This window comes from Janthinobacterium fluminis (assembly GCF_028595325.1).
In the GTDB taxonomy this organism is placed as follows: Bacteria; Pseudomonadota; Gammaproteobacteria; order Burkholderiales; family Burkholderiaceae_D; genus Janthinobacterium; species Janthinobacterium fluminis.
In genome coordinates, this window is record NZ_JAQQXR010000003.1 from 208,264 (window position 1) to 224,930 (window position 16,667).

The 16,667-nt window shown below is 65.3% G+C and carries 11 protein-coding genes; all 11 read right to left on the reverse strand.

Features of this window, described 5'->3' with window-relative positions; translation table 11 throughout:
• Positions 1–52 precede the first annotated feature (52 nt).
• The 11 genes from OIK44_RS09670 to OIK44_RS09720 all read right to left on the reverse strand — a co-directional run bounded on the left by OIK44_RS09670 (position 53) and on the right by OIK44_RS09720 (position 16,516).
• Positions 53–2,773: a bpX6 domain-containing protein gene (locus OIK44_RS09670; protein ID WP_273670531.1), complete on the reverse strand. Its 2,721-nt coding sequence runs from the start codon at positions 2,771–2,773 to the stop codon at positions 53–55.
• Positions 2,763–4,577: a hypothetical protein gene (locus tag OIK44_RS09675; RefSeq protein ID WP_273670532.1), complete on the reverse strand. Its 1,815-nt coding sequence runs from the start codon at positions 4,575–4,577 to the stop codon at positions 2,763–2,765. Before OIK44_RS09675 ends, OIK44_RS09670 begins: the two co-directional genes overlap by 11 nt.
• Entirely contained in the window at positions 4,574–4,981 is a 408-nt protein-coding gene (locus tag OIK44_RS09680) for a bpX5 domain-containing protein (protein WP_273670533.1), read from the reverse strand. Before OIK44_RS09680 ends, OIK44_RS09675 begins: the two co-directional genes overlap by 4 nt.
• An 8-nt stretch (positions 4,982–4,989) precedes the next feature.
• A complete protein-coding gene (locus OIK44_RS09685) occupies positions 4,990–6,099 on the reverse strand; it encodes an AAA family ATPase (protein WP_273670534.1) in 1,110 nt (369 codons plus the stop codon).
• Between the two features lie 120 nt (positions 6,100–6,219).
• Positions 6,220–6,753: a 2-thiouracil desulfurase family protein gene (locus tag OIK44_RS09690; RefSeq protein WP_273670535.1), complete on the reverse strand. Its 534-nt coding sequence runs from the start codon at positions 6,751–6,753 to the stop codon at positions 6,220–6,222.
• Between the two features lies 1 nt (position 6,754).
• Positions 6,755–7,303: a GNAT family N-acetyltransferase gene (locus tag OIK44_RS09695; protein ID WP_273670536.1), complete on the reverse strand. Its 549-nt coding sequence runs from the start codon at positions 7,301–7,303 to the stop codon at positions 6,755–6,757.
• Between the two features lie 178 nt (positions 7,304–7,481).
• Entirely contained in the window at positions 7,482–8,090 is a 609-nt protein-coding gene (gstA, locus tag OIK44_RS09700; RefSeq protein ID WP_273670537.1) for a glutathione transferase GstA, read from the reverse strand.
• Between the two features lie 263 nt (positions 8,091–8,353).
• Positions 8,354–9,823: a TolC family protein gene (locus OIK44_RS09705; RefSeq protein ID WP_273670538.1), complete on the reverse strand. Its 1,470-nt coding sequence runs from the start codon at positions 9,821–9,823 to the stop codon at positions 8,354–8,356.
• Positions 9,813–11,156 (reverse strand): HlyD family type I secretion periplasmic adaptor subunit, encoded by a 1,344-nt coding sequence (locus OIK44_RS09710; RefSeq protein WP_273670539.1) that lies wholly within the window; start codon positions 11,154–11,156, stop codon positions 9,813–9,815. Before OIK44_RS09710 ends, OIK44_RS09705 begins: the two co-directional genes overlap by 11 nt.
• Positions 11,153–13,330, reverse strand: a complete 2,178-nt coding sequence (locus OIK44_RS09715; RefSeq protein ID WP_273670540.1) for a type I secretion system permease/ATPase — start codon at positions 13,328–13,330, stop codon at positions 11,153–11,155. The genes OIK44_RS09710 and OIK44_RS09715 overlap by 4 nt, the downstream gene beginning before the upstream one ends.
• Positions 13,331–13,429: 99 nt before the next feature.
• The gene (locus OIK44_RS09720; protein ID WP_273670541.1) at positions 13,430–16,516 is read right to left on the reverse strand and encodes a beta strand repeat-containing protein; all 3,087 of its coding nucleotides are present in this window, start codon (positions 16,514–16,516) and stop codon (positions 13,430–13,432) included.
• Between the last annotated feature and the right edge of the window lie 151 nt (positions 16,517–16,667).

Genomic DNA, 16,667 nt, shown 5'->3' on the forward strand with positions numbered 1-16,667 from the left:
TTACCGAACAGGAGTGTCCGAACAAGTCAGGGCGCCGTTTTCAGGCCATTCCCTACGCCAGCGTCAATGTATGCACCTGGCTGTCTTCGCAATTGATATCGATCAGGCGGCCCGCCTGGTCGAATAGCAGGATGTGGCCGTGATCGAGGTGGGCGCGTGCCAAGTTGCATTCCGCCAAAGACAGATCGGCCAGGACTTTTCCCGTTCTGGCATCCACTACAAGGCACTGTAGTGTGTCGAGATCGTCTGGATAGTTGCGTATCAGCATCAGGCCTTCGCTAAGGACGACCTCAGGTGTGTCTGCGATCGCTTTCAACGGAATCTCGAACGAAGCGGTGGCGCTGCCATTATGGACTTGCAGCGAGCAATTCAGCTCCTTAGACAGCAGGCGGAGCACCGTGGGTGCGTCGCGTGTGTTGTCGAGCAGTAATTGCCACACCTGCTCGCGCGGATGCGGGAAGCTGTCACGCTGCATGAGCCGGCGTCCGGGCAATTGATAGCGCCATTGTTGTATCTCTTCGGCCGTCGACAGCAAGAGGGTTTGCGCACCTTGTTCCTCAAGGAAAGCGACAATCTCGCCCGGCAGATCGGCGACCTGCCAGCTCACGGTCAGTTGATCCTTGCTGGTGTCGATGGCGACTAGCCGGTTTTCGATCACGGCGTTCCAGATCAAGCCATCGTATTGCCTGGCCCAGAAGCGCAGCGGCTGGATAATCCAGTCCGATACTTTGCGTGCAATCAGGTCGATGCGGCTGACGCGCCACATGCTGTCGCGTTGCACCAGCGCCAGCGCCCGCTGCCCGCCCGCCGCCACCACCAGCCGCGTTGCCGGCACGGGGAATTGCGCCAACTGCCGACCGTGCCTGTCGACGCGGATCACGCCGCCCTCGCCGAGCGCCAGCAGGTAGTGGCCATCCGGTAGACGGCGGGCATCGTGTAGCGTGAGCAGACCGTGTTCGGCGAGATGCACCCGCAAAACCTCCGCGCGTGCCGCGAGCGCTCGCGGCGACGCCATAGCGGGCATGTTCAGTTGCGGTAGATCCGCCTTCAACACGTCGCTGTCGGAGAGTGCCAGCAGCTGGGTCAGCGATTTCTTGTCGAACTGGGTCCGTCCCGCCATCCGGTCCGCCAGCAGCGGCCGCATCAGCTCCGATGCGACGCGTTTGGTGGCTGGCGAATGATTCGCTATGGCCAGCAATTCCATCCCCAGGCGGGTGCGCTGCTGTACGTCGTGTTCGTCGTCGCCGTCAAGCAGTTGGAGTACGTCGCTCTCGCTCTCGGCCAGGCTGTCCGGCAGCAGCGCCAGTTTTTTGACCAGCGCCCGCAGGCCCAGCGTACCGCCGCAGCGCTCCCCTTCCAGCAGCCATGTCAGCGCCTTGTCGCGGTGATCGGCCAGCGGCCAGATGGCGTCCGCCGCTTCGCTCAGGTGGCCGCGCAAGGCCAGATCCTCTGCCCACAGCAGCCGCATCGCGGCGGCTTGCGGACTCTGGTGGCGCTCCAGCAGTTGGACCGCGGCGGCAAACGCCTGGCCGAGCCGGGCCAGTTGCACCGCCCGTTCAACGTCGCCCGCCATGCACCACAAACGCACGGCGATCTCGGGCGCCAGCTCCATTGTTTCCGCCAGTTGGGCCGCCTGCTTGATGCGCCCTTTGCGTTCCAGGTAATCGACCGCTTCGCCGCCGCATTTGAGCAGTTCAGCCAGCACGAAGGTTGCTTCATCGATCTTGCCTTCGCGGTCCAGGCGTTCGAACGTGCGGCGGTAGGTGCTACGCAAGTACTGCTCCAGATCGGAGCCCATCATGATGGAGGCGGTCGCCTGATGCGGGCTGGCGATCTCCAGGCTGGAACGCGGACGCGGTGCACCAAAGGCGGGGCGGTTCATTTTCGATAGCGAATCGAGCGGGATTGCATAGCGCAGGGCATCCTGCATATCGCCTTTTTCAAGCAAGGACATCATCTTGCGCAGATAGGCCGCCTGGCGCCAACCGATGATTTTGGAGGCGCGCGTGAAGATCGCCAGCCGCGTCGCCAGGGCGCTCAGGCGCTGGGCCAGCGCCGAAGGCCCCGACGGTTTTTGTCGCTGACGATAAGTGCCTTCTTGTTGGGCAGGCTGTCCGGTGGCTTTGCCGAATATTCTGAGCAGACCCAGTGGCACCGCACCCAGCAGGGCGGCGGCCAGGCCGACGAAGGCCAGCGCCACGGCGGCGCCCCGCAATGCGGTGCCTTCGTTGCGCTGCGCCTGGTTCATCTGTTTTAAAAATGCATCGCGCCGAATGCTTGGCGGCGGAATGGTGCCGGAGAAAATCTCGCGCACCGGCGTCGCTTCGAGCGGTGCCGCGCCGGCTGTCGCCGCAGTGGCGAGGCGCGGCGGTTGCAGCGCCGCATGCAAGGGAATGGCGCGCAGGTCCAGCCAGGCGGCGGGATCGATACGCGGCGCCGCCGTCAGGCTGATCAGTTGTGCCTGCGCGGCGCGCACCAGCCAGACGCTGGCTGGCGGTGTTGCTGCACGCTCATCCAACGCCAGCGGCGCGCTGCTGAGGATACCGGCTTGTTCACACAGTGGCAGGCCGTCGAGCGTCGCGCAATGGCCGTAGCGTGGCGTCGCCAGCATCAGCAGGAAACCATCTTGCACCAGATGCAGCCGTGCGCCCGGCGCCCAATGGCGTAGCACGCGCCGCCGCGCCTCGGTCTCGCCGATGAGCGCCAGGTCAAACCATAGCGCATGCACCATCTGCATGCCGTCGTAGAGCGGCCGGCGAACCTTATGGCTCATCTGGACCTCCGTCGCATGAGATTTGCAGCAGCGCCAGGTCATCGTCGATGGCGCGCACGACGACGGTACCGGTTTTGGCGGTGATCCAGGCGATGCGGGCGCTGGCCGCGTCCATGCTGGCCTGCTGTATTTCCTCGACCGCAGTGGCCAGTTCGTAACGCAGGTGGCCGACTCGCAGTTCTATCCGCCGGCGCCCGGGATGCACCACGACCAGGCCGGGATTGGGATTTTTCGTGCTTCTGGTAATGCCGAGCACGGTCGCACCATCGTCGATTTCCAGCGTTTCGCCATTGTTGTGGCTGCCCATCCACCAACTGGTGGCACTGCGTTGTATCGCCAGCAGGCTGCCGCTGTGATTTTGATGCCAGCTTCTGAGTGCGCCATACAATAGACGATGTCCTTTTTGTTTGAGCAGCATCATTTTTTTTGGCGACGGTTGTAGGCTGTGCCAGTTGTAAAGCTGGATGCCGTTGTCGGCCGCGCAGGCAAAGAACAGCGTATCGTTGAGTTGCTGGACGCCGATCACATCGTCGGCAATGTGGCGGAAAGTAATCTCGGGTTCCATCGCATCAGGCGCCACTTTCCTGGCTTGCCAGCAGACCAGGCGTTTTTTTGTATCGAGCACCATGACGTATTCGCGCGGTTGAGCGTGGACGCGCGACACCAGGTAAAAAGCCTGTAGCCATCGCGCCATGCCTGGTGGCGCTTGAAAGTCCTCAAGTGGGGGCCGCTCGCACACGGTACTTCTATGCGAGAACAGCGGACCCGGAAAACCCTGGAAGCGGAGCTTGCCGCCGGCCGTCGTGATGAAAGACAGTTGGTGCTTGAAGAGGCCGGCGGCGAGGATGGGGCCGTTCGCCGGCGCCGGTTGGATGCGGCGCTTGCCAGGCTTGGCTTGTGCCGACTGCGGCACGTGATACGTGATCGCACCGCCGCCGAGTTGCGGCACGCAGATCCAGTTGCCGCCGTTGGAAAAGCGCGGCGCTTGCGCGCGCGAAGGCCGGCTGCCATGATGATGGGCAACGCCCAGCGGTGCGACCGGTGCAAAGGGCCTCCTCAGCAGGCGCACCGCTGTCGGCGTGTCAGGCAGCTCCAGTTGCAGCATGCGACGGTCGCGCCGCTGCTGCAAGCCGACATGCAAGTGGTTGCCGCTCAATGCGCGGCGGATGGCGACCCGGTTGCCAGCCTGCCTGGGCGCGTCGCTGGCCGCGGCGCCGATCAGCCAGCAGTCGGCCAGTTCAGCGCCGAGCGCGGCCTCCCACTGTTGGCCCGTGTCGGCGGGCGCTACGCGCAGCGTGCGCGACTTGATCAATTTGCGCATGCCAGCCAGCCCGGCATCGTCATGCAGTATCCCTGGTTGATGCCAGATGCCCCAACTGAATTGCGCGCCGGCTTGTTCCGCGCGGCGCGCCAGCAGGATAAACAGCGCCAAATGCGCAAGGCGCGGCTCGCCCAGTTGCGCCGGGCCGGCGTCGAACAGCGCAATGCTGCGCAACGCGCCTTGATGCAGTGCCGGCTCCGGACCGTTGAACAGCAGCTCGCCGCTGCCGGCGCGGCGGATAAATTCGTCCGGCTCGGCGTCGGCATAGACCCACTCGGTCATCAGCAGGCGTTCGTAGTTGCCGCGCCGGACGATGTTGCCGATGCCTGCCGGCTCTGCGCCGCGTTCGAGTGTGGCGGTGCTGAGCTTGCCAACCAGCGGATGCAGGCGCAGCAGAAGCTGCGCGACGGCGGGCGCGAGATCCGGCGGGAATAAGCTCAGCCAGGCTGCCCAGGGCTCCAGCGGCGCCGGCAGTTGCCTCATGCCAGCTCCTGCGACAGCCAGTCCAGCAGGGATGACGTCAGCGCTTGTGCATGGGCGAGCGGGAGGATTTGTTCCGGCGCATTCCACAGCAACACCGGGCTGCTGCCGGCGCGCTCGATCAGATTCGATTGGACCAGGTCGGCCGGCAGCACCGGCGCCAGATGGGTCGGCATCCACAAGTTGCGCGCGTCCGGATCCGGTGCGCAGTAGCGCGCGCCGTCGATCCACGGCAGCATGTCGTTGGCGCCAAACACGACCAGCAAGTCGCGCGTCGCCACCACCGACAGCCTTTGCAACTGCTCGGCGCTGCGTTGGCGCAGCAGCGACAGCAGCGCTGGCGCCAGTGGCGCGAGCGCCACCAGTCCGGCAGGTGTCAGCGCGGTCGTGCGCGCTTGCCACGCCATCACCTGCATCAACGGCCGCTCACGGCGGCAATCAGGCGTAAACGGCGTTGTCCCAGCGCTTCCGGCATCTGCGCCTGATCGAAGTTGGCGTCGATTTCGCGAAGCAGCGCTTCGATCCCGGGCCGGGCGCCGCCGCTGTCTTCGTCGGCCAGCAAGCGGTCGGCGCTTTCGGCCAGCCGCGCCAGCCGGGCCAATGGCTGTTGGGCCACCTGCTCAACCACCGCATGCAGCAGCGGATGGCTGGCTTCGGCGAGCAGCTCGCGCAAGATTTCGCGCGCGCTGTGCTGACCTGCCGCAGTCGGGATCACGTACAGCAGAGGCCACAGATCGGCGCGGGTTGCCGCCTCGCGGCCCGCCAGCACCGCCGCCGCCGCGATCAGCTGCTGGGCCTTGACGATGCGGCGGTCCGACAACTGGACGTGAGCCTGGCGTAGCAAGCGAATCGCCTGCGCCAGCGCCATGCGGACGCCTTCCATATCGACGTTCGGTACTGCACGGTTCAGCACGTCGAGACTGGCCAGGTCGGCCATGGCCGCCACGCTGCGCTGGCCGGCTGCCCAGCCGCCGGCCAGCAAGTCCTCCAGACGGTTGTCAGGCACCGGCTCGACAAAGACATGTAGCAGGAAGCGGTCGGCAAACGCCGCCAAGCCTTCGTCTTCTGGCAGGCTGTTGGCCGCGCCGACGCAAACGCGCAGCGGGCAATGGATGCGTGTGTGGCCGCGGCGGAACTGGCGTTCGTTCAGCAAGCCGAGCAAGGTATTGAGGATGGCGGTCGAGCCGAGGAAGACTTCGTCGAGGAAGGCGATTTCCGCCTCCGGCAGCATGCCCGCGATATCGGTTTCAACCAGGCCCTCGCGCAATTTGCTGAGGTTGACCGGGCCAAACAGCTCGGACGGTTCGGTGAAGCGGCCCAGCAAGTATTCGAAATATTGTCCGCCCAGGCTTTGCGCCACCCGCCGCACCACGGCGCTTTTCGCAGTGCCAGGCGGCCCGATCACCAGTAAATGTTCTTGCGCAACGGCCGCAAGAATCATCAGTTCGGCCAGCTGCTCACGGTCGACCAGTCCTGCGGTGGCTTCACGGATGGCAACGCGCAAACGCAGGGCGGCTTGGTTCACAGACAAAATCATAGGTACTCGGATCAATGTTGAGAATGACTCAACATCTTAACAAAAATTATAGCAGTGCCCTATGGAAACTAAATTTTTACATTTCGCTCCACTGTCGCAGCAACTTGTTCAAGAACCAGGATTCTTGGGTTGACGATGTGGTGCGCAAGTCATTTCCAACTGTTTCAGCAAGGCATCCGCTTCCTCTAGCTCCGCCTCGCTAAAGACCTGGATGCCGGCCTTCTCAAGCAGCGCCGCCGTCACGCCAAGGCCGCCAATCGTGTTCGCCGTAAAAGTGCCGTCATAAATATAGTTCGAGCCACACGACGGGCTACCCTCTTTGAGAACGGCGATGCGAATGCCTTTGGATTTGGCCCGCTCCAACGCATATTCGGCGCCCTTGATGAATTCCATCGATACATTTTGTGCGGCGGAGTCGACCACCTTGGCCATGCCGGCGAGAACCTCCAAGCCGCCAACTCCGCCAACGATCTCGGCGGCCGGGCGCGGAGTGGGGAGTCCGCCCGCGATCTCAGGGCAGACAGCGAGAACGCGCCCCTCATCGATCCAACGTTGCAAGACGGCATGGCGACAGAGTTTGTCGCTCCCGTCATAGCGCACCGCTTGACCTAGCAGGCAAGAGCTGACAAGAACCGATTCCATATTATTCCTTATGCAATGCCAGCCACTCTTGGCAGGTGATGCGGCTGATATGTTCCGTCCGGTAGTCCTGGAGGAACTTGTTGTATTTGTTCTCTTCCGTGTGGTGGTGGCGGAAGCCGCATTTTGACTGGACAGCATGGGACTGGGTGTTGTTGGCGAAGTAGCCGCACCAGAGCGCCTTGAGTTTCAGGGTGTCGAAGGCGTGGCGCATCACTTCGCGCACGGCTTCCGGAGTCAGGCCCTTGCCCCAGTGGGGCACGCCGATCCAGTAGGCGATTTCGCCGTCCTGATCGCCGATATCGAAGTTGCTGTCAGCACCGATGAGGATGCCCACGCAACCGACCGCGCGGCGGTTTTCTTTCAGCTCCAGCGCATAGACCTCCGGGTGATTGAAGATCGTGCGGATGATGTCGGCGCTCTGTTCCACACTGGTGTGCTGTGGCCAGCCGGCACTGGGACCGACGCGGCCGTCCTTGGCGTAGTCGTACAGGTCGGGGGCGTCTGTCTCTTGCCAGGGACGTAGCAGCAGTCGTGGTGTTTCCAGCGTCATGGTTCTGAGTTCAATTTTCGTGTGTTGCGGATGTGAACATGTTACACGGTGGTGCTTTGTTTGTTTTTTTGACGATGCCGCTTACCTGCACCGATACTTCAAACGCCGGACCGGCGTCCCGCCATCCGGCTAGCGAATGGGGCGCAGGCTCGATGCTGCGCCCGTTTTTCGCAGAAGATTACTTGAGCAGCCCTTCCACCTTCAGGGTTTCCTGCACGTGGGGGCGCGCCGCCACGCGGCCGATGAAAGCCTGGACGTTCGGCAATTTGTCGAGGTCGATTTTGTGGATCGAGGTCCAGTTCAGCACCGTGAACAGGTAGGCGTCGGCGGCTGAAAAATTGTCGCCCATGAAGTACTGTTTGCCTTGCAGCAGTCTTTCCAGCGTGTTCAGGCGGTGCGTGATGGTGCCGATCTGGATGGTCCTCATTTCCGGCGTCAATTTCGGATTGAAGAGGGCGCCGATTTGCTTGTGCACTTCCGTTGCGATGAAATCCAGCGCTTCCATCTGGTGGTAGCGTTCAAAGGTGCCGAATTTCGGCACCAGGCCGCTTTCTGGTTTCTGGTCGGCCAGGTATTGGCAGATGACGCCGACTTCGGTCAGCACTTGGCCGTCGTCGAGTACCAGGGTCGGCACGTAACCTTTGGGATTGATCTTCCAGTAGTCGCCGCCGTCGGCCGTTTTCTTGTTGGGGATATCCACTTTTTCAAGGTCGATGGCGTGGCCTGCTTCGCGGGCGACGATGTGGGGGGCCATCGAGCATGCGCCGGGCGAGTAATAAAGTTTCATGCGATTTCCTTTCGAGTTATTGGTGGGAACGCGCAACTGGCCCGGTCAACGACGGCTGGGCCGGATCGGCGCGCGCAGTGTTCGGAGGAAGCGGGGGAACTCTATCACAAGCGGAAAAAATGGTTTTGTGCCGTGCCTTGTCTCGTGAAACCAAGGGGGCCGTGTCAAATATCGGGGGACATGCATGGTAAAAAGCCGGTGCCAGCCCCCCGCCTGGCGCCGCCGGCTTCCATCTGCCGCTGCGGCGCCGCCACCGGATCGGTCTATTGCTGCGCTTCCCGGCGCGCGAGGTCCGCCTTGCCCAGGGTGCCGGCGCTGGCCAGCAGCCGTAGCCGGGCCGAGCGCCATTCCGCCAGGCAGCGGATGCGTTCTTGCTGCGCATCGAGCAGCGCGGACTGCGTGTTCAGCATTTCCAGGATGTCCGCCGCGCCCAGGTCGAACTTGCGTTGGACGCTGCTCAAGGCGCCCTGCGCGGCGTCCAGCCATGCTTGCGACGCCGCCAGGTTCGCCAGGGCCATGCCCGCCTCCGCGTGCGTCTTGACGAGCTCCATCAAGGTCTGTTGTTTCGCCTCGTCGACTTCGGCTTCTTTTTGTTCGACTTGCGCCTGCGCGCCGCGCACTTTGTAGGTGCGCGCAAAGCCGTCGAACAGGGGGATGTTGATGGCCACGCCGATCAGCGTTTCGCGCGTCGACGCCGGCGTCAGTCCCTGGTTGGGGCGGCCGTTCTGGTAGAAATTCGCGGTCAGGTCGATGCTGGGGCGGCCCTCCGAGCGGCTCGCTTCGACGCGTTCGCGCGCGGCGGCCAGTTGCGCCTGCGCGGCCAGGATGGCCGGGTGCCGCGCCCGCGTCTGGACCAGCCATTCGTTCAAGTCTTCGCGGAGGCTTGCCACCGTGTCGTTGACGTCTTCGCTCAAGGTCACCGGCGTGTTGGCCGGCAGGCCGAGGGTGTATACCAGCATCGCGCGGGCCTTCTTGTATTCGCCGTCGGCGCGGCTGGTCCCCAAAGTCGCTTTCGCCAGGGCGCTCGTCGCTTGCAGGGTGTCGCTGTGCGAGCCGAGGCCGCGTTGCGCGCGGCGCTGCGTCGCCAGCACCGTTTCCTGGGCCAGGGCTTGGCTCTTTTGCCGGGCCTGGAAGGTCGCCAGCGCCGTTTGCGTGTCGAAGTAGGCGCCGACCGCCGCCGCCAGGGTCTTTTGCAGCACCGCGTCGTGGTTGGCCAGGGCCGCGTCCAGCAGCGCCGCGGCGGAGCGCTGGTTCGCCGCGCGGCCGCCGAAGTCGAACAGGCGCGAGGAAAAGTTCGCCGATTTGGTGTTGCTTTTCAGGGTGGTGGAGCGGGCTTCGGAGCCGGGGTAGGCGGTGCGGTCGTTCACCCGGCTCAGGCCGGCGCTCAAGGTGGGCAGGTAGGCGGCCTTGGCCTCGCCCAGGCCGGCCGCCTGCATTTTGATGCCGGCCCAGGCGCCGTGCACTTGGGCGTTGTGGCACAGGGCCAGGTCGACGGCCGCCGGCAGGGTCAGCGGCGCCGTCGCGTCGTATGCCGGCGGGCACAGCGTGGCGCCGGCGTCGCCCGGCAGGATGCGCCCGGCGTCCAGGGCGGGCGGCTGCGCGCGCAGGGGATCGCCCAGGTTCAGGGGCGCCGCGAGGCGGTCGAGGATGTCGCGCGCATGCGGCGCCCGCATCGGCAGGACGCCCAGGCCGAGGCAGGCCGCGATCAGAACGGCGCTCCGTTTAGCGTTCATGCAGCGCCTCCTTTTGGTGCTGGACCAGGGGCGACAGGACGTATTCGATCACCCTCCTCGTCCCCGTCCTGATTTCGGCGCTGACCGACATGCCGGCCGACAGGGGCACGGTTTTGCCGTCGACGACGATGGTGGATTGTTGCAGGGTGATTTTGACGGAGTAGATCAGGCCCTTTTTTTCGTCCTGGATGGCGTCGCGCGAGACGCTGCTGACGACGGCGGGTATGGTGCCGTATTTCGTGTACTCGAAGGCGTCGATTTTGATGGCCACGGCCTGCCCCACCTGGACGAAGCCGACGTCCTTGTTTTCCAGCACGGCGTCGATTTCCAGCTGGCTGGCGCGCGGCACGATCTGCATCAGCGCCTGCGCGGCCGGCACCACGCCGCCCACCGTGTGGACGTTGAGTTGCTGCACGGTGCCGTCGACCGGCGCGGTGAGCCGCAGCAGGCTGCTGCGGGCGCCGGCGCGGCGCGCGTCCTGGCCGCTGGCGGCGGCGACGCGCGCCCCCTCCGTCAGCGCGTCGTAGGCCTCCTTTCTGGTCTGCGCGATCAGGGCCGCGCGTTCGCTGCGGGCGGCGCCGAGCTGCCCGGCCAGGTCGATGCGCGCCTGCTCTTTTTCCAGCCAGGCGTGTTCGGCAACGTCGCGGTCGAGCGCCAGCGTTTTGTAGTCGCGGGCGCGCTGCGCCGCCAGCGGCAGCGCCTGGGCGTAGCGGGCGATTTCGCCGTCGATGTGCGCCAGTTTGGCGCGGAAGCTGGCGTACTGGCCGTCCAGATGCCCTTGCGCCGCCGCGCTGTCGGCGGCGGAGGCGGCGTCGGGCGCCGCCAGCTTCGGCCGCGTCAGCGTGTCGATGGCGGCAATCAGGGCGCGCGAGCGGGCCATTTGCAGCGCGGCCGTGGTGGCGTCGCCGGCGGCCTTGTCGCGCTCGGCGTCCGTGCCGCGGCTGTCGAGTTCGATCAGCAGCTCGCCCGCCTTGACGGATTTTCCTTCGTGTACGTGCAAGGCGCTGACGGCGGCGACGTCGACCGAGGCGATGGTCTTGGTATGGCCGGAGGGGATGATCTTGCCGGCCGCGTTGACGAGAATGTCGACCTTGCCGAAGACGGACCACAGCAGGACGCAGGCGACGAGGGCCATCAGCACGCGCGCCGTGAGGCGCAGCGAGGACGACACGGGCCTTTCCTGCAGGGCCAGCGCGGCGGGCAGGAATTCCGCCTCTGCTTCGCTGAGCACGGGGCCGCTCAGCGATGTGCGGATGCGCCAGAAGTGCCGGAACACCTGGCCGTAGTGGCGCAGCAGTTCGCCGTAGGCGGCGAGGCGGTGTGCGGCGCTCATGCCGCGCTCCCCGCCGTGCCCTGCTGCAGCCGGTACAGGTGGGCGTAGATGCCGTCCGGCCGCGCCAGCAGGGCTGCGTGGCTGCCCAGCTCGGCCACCTGCCCCCGGTCCATGACGACGATGCGGTTGGCCTCGCGCACGGCCGAGAGGCGGTGGGCGATGATGAGGACGGTGCGGCCCGCGCAGATGCCGCGCATATTGTCCTGGATGACTTTTTCCGATTCGTAGTCGAGCGCGCTGGTGGCTTCGTCGAAAATCAGGATGCGCGGGTTGGCGATCAGCGCGCGGGCGATGGCGATGCGCTGGCGCTGGCCGCCCGACAAGCCGGTGCCGTGCTCGCCGACCAGGGTGTCGTAGCCCTCGGGCAGTTCGCAGATGAATTCGTGGGCGCCCGCCAGCCTGGCCACTGCGATGACGGCCTCGATGGGCAGCGCGGGGTCGCTGAGGGCGATGTTGTCGCGCACGGAGCGGTTGAACAGGATGTTTTCCTGCAGGACCACGCCGATCTGGCGCCGCAGCGAGGCGGTGTCGATGACGGCGATGTCCTGCCCGTCGATGAGCACCTTGCCGCGCTCGGGAATGTAGAGGCGCTGCGCCAGCCGCGTCAGGGTGCTTTTGCCGGAGCCGGAGCGCCCGACAATGCCGATCACCTCGCCGGGGGCGATCTTGATCGACACATTGCGCAGCACTTCGGAGGCGTCGGGGCGGTAGCGGAAGCCCACCTGCTCGAATTCGATGGCGCCGGCGATGCGCGGCATGCGCGCCTTCTGGCTGCCCGTTTCGGTGCGGGCGTTGAGGATGTCGCCGAGGCGGCTCATGGAGATGCCGACCTGCTGGAAATCGTTCCACAGTTGCGCCAGGCGCAGGATGGGCGAGGCGACTTGCCCGGACAGCATGTTGAAGGCGACCAGTTCGCCCACCGTCATCTTGCCGTCGATGACGAGGATCGCGCCCCACCACATGATGGACGCCGTCACCAGTTTGCTGACCAGGGTGACGCCGCCGCTGGCCAGCATCGCGATGTTATTGGCCGACAAGCCCGCCGACACGTAGCCGGCCAGTTGTTTTTCCCATTTTTGCTGCCAGCGCGGTTCGACGGCCATGGCCTTGACCGTGTCGACGCCGCTGATGGTTTCGACGAGGAAGGACTGGTTTTCCGCGCTGCGGTTGAATTTGTCGTTCAGGCGCGCGCGCAGCACGGGCGTGAACAGCATCGACAGGGCCGCGTAGATGGGGATGGAGACGAGCACGATCACGCTCAGCGCGGCGCTGTACCAGAACATCGCGGCAATGAAGATGAAGGAGAACAGGATGTCGAGCACCAGCGTCATGGCGTTGCCGGTCAGGAAGGAGCGGATGTTTTCCAGTTCGTGGATGCGGGCCACGGAGTCGCCCACGCGGCGCGCCTGGAAGTAGGCGATCGGCAGGGCCAGCAGGTGGCGGAACAGGCGCGCGCCCAGTTCGACGTCGATCTTGCTGCTGGTGCGCGCGAACACATAGGTGCGTATGGTGCTGAGCACGGCCTCGAAGACGATGGCGCAGATCAGGCCGATGGCCACCACGTGCAGGGTTTTCATGGCGTGGTTGACCAGCACCTTGTCCATCACCACCTGGAAAAACATCGGCGTGGCCAGGCCGATCAATTGCAGCACGAAGGAGATCAGCAGCACTTCGCCGAGCAGTTTGCGGTATTTGACGATGGCCGGGATGAACCAGGTGAAGTCGAACCTGGCCGTCTCGCCGGCATAGCTGGCCTTGCTGGTGAAAAAGATCAGTTCGCCCGTCCAGGCGGCGAGGAAGGCCTGCCAGCCGAGGATTTGCGGCGGCTGGCCCGGATGCTGTATCAGTATTTTCTTGTTGTCCGGATCGCTGCCGTCGACTTTGCCGAGGATGAAGAAACGGCCGTCGCGGCCGGCGGCGACGGCCGGCAGCGGCGCCTGCGCCAGCCGCTCGGGCGCCTGGCGCACCAGCTTGGCCGTCAGACCCAGTTGTTTGGCGGCCAGCAGGATGGTTTGCTGGGTGAAGGTGGCCTGGCCGAACGCGTGTTTGAGTTGCGCCCCGTCGGCGGCAATGCCGTGCAGGCTGGCCATCATCAGCAGCGACAGCAGGCCCGAGTCGGGCTGCGCCTCCGTCTCGGCGGTGGGGGGACTGGCGTGGTGGGAGAGAGCGGTCATCGATTCATATCAGAATTCAAAACGCACGGCCAGGCCGAGGCGTGTCAGCCCGGTCTGGCCGTGCGGTGGTGGGCCTAGGTGCGGTGTCTGCTCAGCCGTTTAGTGGGCTGCCGCCAGCAGGATTTGCGTCGCCGGGCCGGCCTGTCCGGACCAGTTCGCCGACGCCGCCGAGGGGATGGCGAATCCGGCCAGGGCTTGCACCAGTTGCGCCGGGTCGGCCTGCAAGCCGACGCCGCCGAAGCCGCCCTGGTGGACGGCGCCAAGCTGCTTGCCGGAGCGCCAATTCTGCGCCAGCGCCGGCGCCAGGATGGTGGCGTAGTTGGCCGGCAGGGTCAGCTGGCCGGCGGGCGGCGGCGTCAGGTTCGCCATCGCCCGCACCAGGTTTTGCACATCGCTGCCCAGCAGGACGCGGCCGTCGGCGGTGCGGAATTGCTCGATGCGGGGCGCCGTCTCCCCGTACCAGGCGTTGACGGTGATTTTGTCGCTGGTGCCGATGGTGCTCACTTCCAGGGCCGTGCCGACCTGGCGGAACCACAGTTGCTCGGCGTCGACGCCGGCCAGGAAGGAGACGACGTCGTGGCTGCCTGCCTCGTTGGCCTCGCCGATGGTGTCGGCGCCGTCGCCGCGGGCGAAGAGGTAGGTGTCGTCGCCCAGCGCGCCGCCCAGCAGGTCGTCGCCCTTGCCGCCTTGCAGGATGTCGTTGCCGAGGCCGCCGACAAGGATGTTTCTGATTTCGTTGCCGGTCAGGACATCGTTGAATTTGCTGCCGATGACGCTGGCGAAATTGGCCAGCACGTCGCTGCCGGCACGCGCCGTCAGCGGGCCGTTGACGGCGGCGATGGTGGCCGTCACGCCGGTGGCGGAGCCGACGTAGTTGGCCGAGTTGCCCGTCCCCGCGCCGTCGAGCACGTTGCCGCCGGCGACGTCGACGCGAAAGACGTTGTTGGTGTAGGCGCTGCCCGTCACGGTCAGGCCGGCGGCGCTGATGTGCACGTTCTCGACATTGTCGGCCACGGTGTAATTGACGCTGGTATAGACGGTATCGTTGCCGCCGTTGCCCAGTTCGGCGATGAAGTCGCCGCTATGGTTGACGTAGTAGGTGTCGTCGCCGCCCAGGCCCTCCATCAGGTCGGCGCCGGCGCTGCCGTTGATGACGTCGGCGTTCGCCGTGCCGACGAAGTGTTGCCCGGTCGGCTGGGTCGGACCGTTGAAGTGCCAGGCTTGGACAAACGTCGGCGCCAGGATGGTGGCGTAGTTGGCCGGCAGGGTCAACTGGCCGAGCGGCGGCGGCGTCAGGTTCGCCATCGCCAGCACCAGCGTCTGCACATCGGCGCCGCGCATGACGTGGCCGGCGGCGGTGCGGAATTCCGCGATGGTGGGTGTGGCCGCATCCCAGGAACGTATGGTGATTTTGTCCGTGGTGCCAATGGTGCTCACTTCCAGGTCCGCGCCCACCTGGCGGAACCACAGTTGCTCGGCGTTGACGCCGGCCAGGAAGGCGATGGAATTGTGGCTGGTTTCAGTGCTGGTATCGCCGATGATGTCGGCGCCGTCGCCGCGGGCGAAGACATAGGTGTCGTCGCCCAGCGCGCCGACGAGGAAATCGTTGCCCTTGCCGCCTTGCAGGGTGTCGTTGCCGTAGCCGCCGGCCAGGGTGTTGTTGCGCTCATTGCCGACCAGGATGTCGTCGAAGGCGCTGCCTTCCACGCTGGCGAAATTGACCAGGACGTCGCTGCCCGGGCGCGCCGCCAGCGGGCCGTCGACGGGGGCGATGGTCGCCGTCACGCCGGCCTTGGAGCCGGTGTAATTGGCCGAGTTGTACGCCCCGCCGCCGCGCAGCAGGTTGCCGCCGGCGACGTCGACGTAGAACATGTTGTTGTTGCTGGCGTTGTTAGTCACGCTCAGGCCGGCGGCGCTGATGTGCACCTCTTCGATGTTGTCGGCCACGGTGTAATCGACTTGCGTATAGACGGTGTCGCGTCCGCCGCCGCCGGCCAGTTCGATGACGACGTCGCCGCCATGGTTGACGTAGTAGGTGTCGTCGCCGTCCAGGCCCACCATCACGTCGGCGCCCGCGGTGCCGTTGATGATGTCGGGGTTGGCCGTGCCGACGAAGCGTCCGTCGGTCGGCTGGGTCGGGCCGGTGATGCGCCAGTTCTGCGCCAGCGCCGGCGCCAGGATGGTGGCGTAGTTGGCCGGCAGGGTCAGCTGGCCGGCGGGTGGCGGCGTCAGGCTCGCCATCGCCTGCACCAGGTTTTGCACATCGCGGCCCAGCAGGACGCGGCCGTCGGCGGTGCGGAATTGCTCGATGCGGGGCGCCGCTCCTCCATACCAGGCGTTGATGGTGATTTTGTCGCTGGTGCCGATGGTGCTCACTTCCAGGGCCGTGCCCACTTGGCGGAACCACAGTTGCTCGGCGTTGACGCCGGCCAGGAAGGAGACGACGTCGTGGCTGCTTGCCTCGTCGACATCGGAGATGGTGTCGGCGCCGTCGCCGCGGGCGAAGAGGTAGGTGTCGTCGCCCAGCGCGCCGATCAGCAGATCGTCGCCCTTGCCGCCTTGCAGGATGTCGTTGCCGAGGCCGCCGACAAGGGCGTTTCTTATTTCGTTGCCGGTCAGGACATCGTTGAATTTGCTGCCGACGACGCTGGCGAAATTGGCCAGCACGTCGCTGCCGGCACGCGCCGTCAGCGGGCCGTTGACGGCGGCGATGGTGGCCGTCACGCCGGTGGCGGAGCCGGCGTAGTTGGCCGAGTTGCCCGTCCCCGCGCCGTCGAGCACGTTGCCGCCGGCGACGTCGACGTGAAAGACGTTGCTGGTGCTGGCGCTGCCCGTCACGGTCAGGCCGGCGGCGCTGATGTGCACGTTTTCGACATTGTCGGCCACGGTGTAATTGACGCTGGTATAGACGGTGTCGCGCCCGCCGTCGGCCAGTTCGACGATGACGTCGCCGCTATGGTTGACATAGTAGGTGTCGTCGCCGCCCAGGCCCTCCAGCACGTCGGCGCCGGCGCTGCCGTTGAGGACGTCCGCGTTCGCCGTGCCGACGAAGCGCTGCGCCGCGGCCGCCGCATAGGCCGACATATTTTCCGCCGCCGCCAAACCGTTCAGGTAGGCTTCGATGGCGGAAGCGCCGCCGTCTGCGGATGGGGTTGCGGAGGTTTCAGATTCAAATTTTTTAGTCATGTTGCAGTTCCCTGTCGTTGAGCTTAAAAAAAATCAATAATGAATATGTCGGCGCAAGCTGACATGAAGGGCGCGTTTGGCGCATGGGCCGTGACATACCGCCACGGCCCATGCACCTCTTAGAGACTGTTACATCGGGGTAGAACTACCA

What these genes read in the sequence shown, in the direction of transcription:
- OIK44_RS09670 (WP_273670531.1), bottom strand. Translation starts at nt 2,773, where the DNA reads ATGAGCCATAAGGTTCGCCGGCCGCTCTACGACGGCATGCAGATGGTG.
- OIK44_RS09675 (WP_273670532.1), bottom strand. Translation starts at nt 4,577, where the DNA reads ATGAGGCAACTGCCGGCGCCGCTGGAGCCCTGGGCAGCCTGGCTGAGC.
- OIK44_RS09680 (WP_273670533.1), bottom strand. Translation starts at nt 4,981, where the DNA reads ATGGCGTGGCAAGCGCGCACGACCGCGCTGACACCTGCCGGACTGGTG.
- OIK44_RS09690 (WP_273670535.1), bottom strand. Translation starts at nt 6,753, where the DNA reads ATGGAATCGGTTCTTGTCAGCTCTTGCCTGCTAGGTCAAGCGGTGCGC.
- OIK44_RS09695 (WP_273670536.1), bottom strand. Translation starts at nt 7,303, where the DNA reads ATGACGCTGGAAACACCACGACTGCTGCTACGTCCCTGGCAAGAGACA.
- gstA (WP_273670537.1), bottom strand. Translation starts at nt 8,090, where the DNA reads ATGAAACTTTATTACTCGCCCGGCGCATGCTCGATGGCCCCCCACATC.
- OIK44_RS09705 (WP_273670538.1), bottom strand. Translation starts at nt 9,823, where the DNA reads ATGAACGCTAAACGGAGCGCCGTTCTGATCGCGGCCTGCCTCGGCCTG.
- OIK44_RS09710 (WP_273670539.1), bottom strand. Translation starts at nt 11,156, where the DNA reads ATGAGCGCCGCACACCGCCTCGCCGCCTACGGCGAACTGCTGCGCCAC.
- OIK44_RS09715 (WP_273670540.1), bottom strand. Translation starts at nt 13,330, where the DNA reads ATGACCGCTCTCTCCCACCACGCCAGTCCCCCCACCGCCGAGACGGAG.
- OIK44_RS09720 (WP_273670541.1), bottom strand. Translation starts at nt 16,516, where the DNA reads ATGACTAAAAAATTTGAATCTGAAACCTCCGCAACCCCATCCGCAGAC.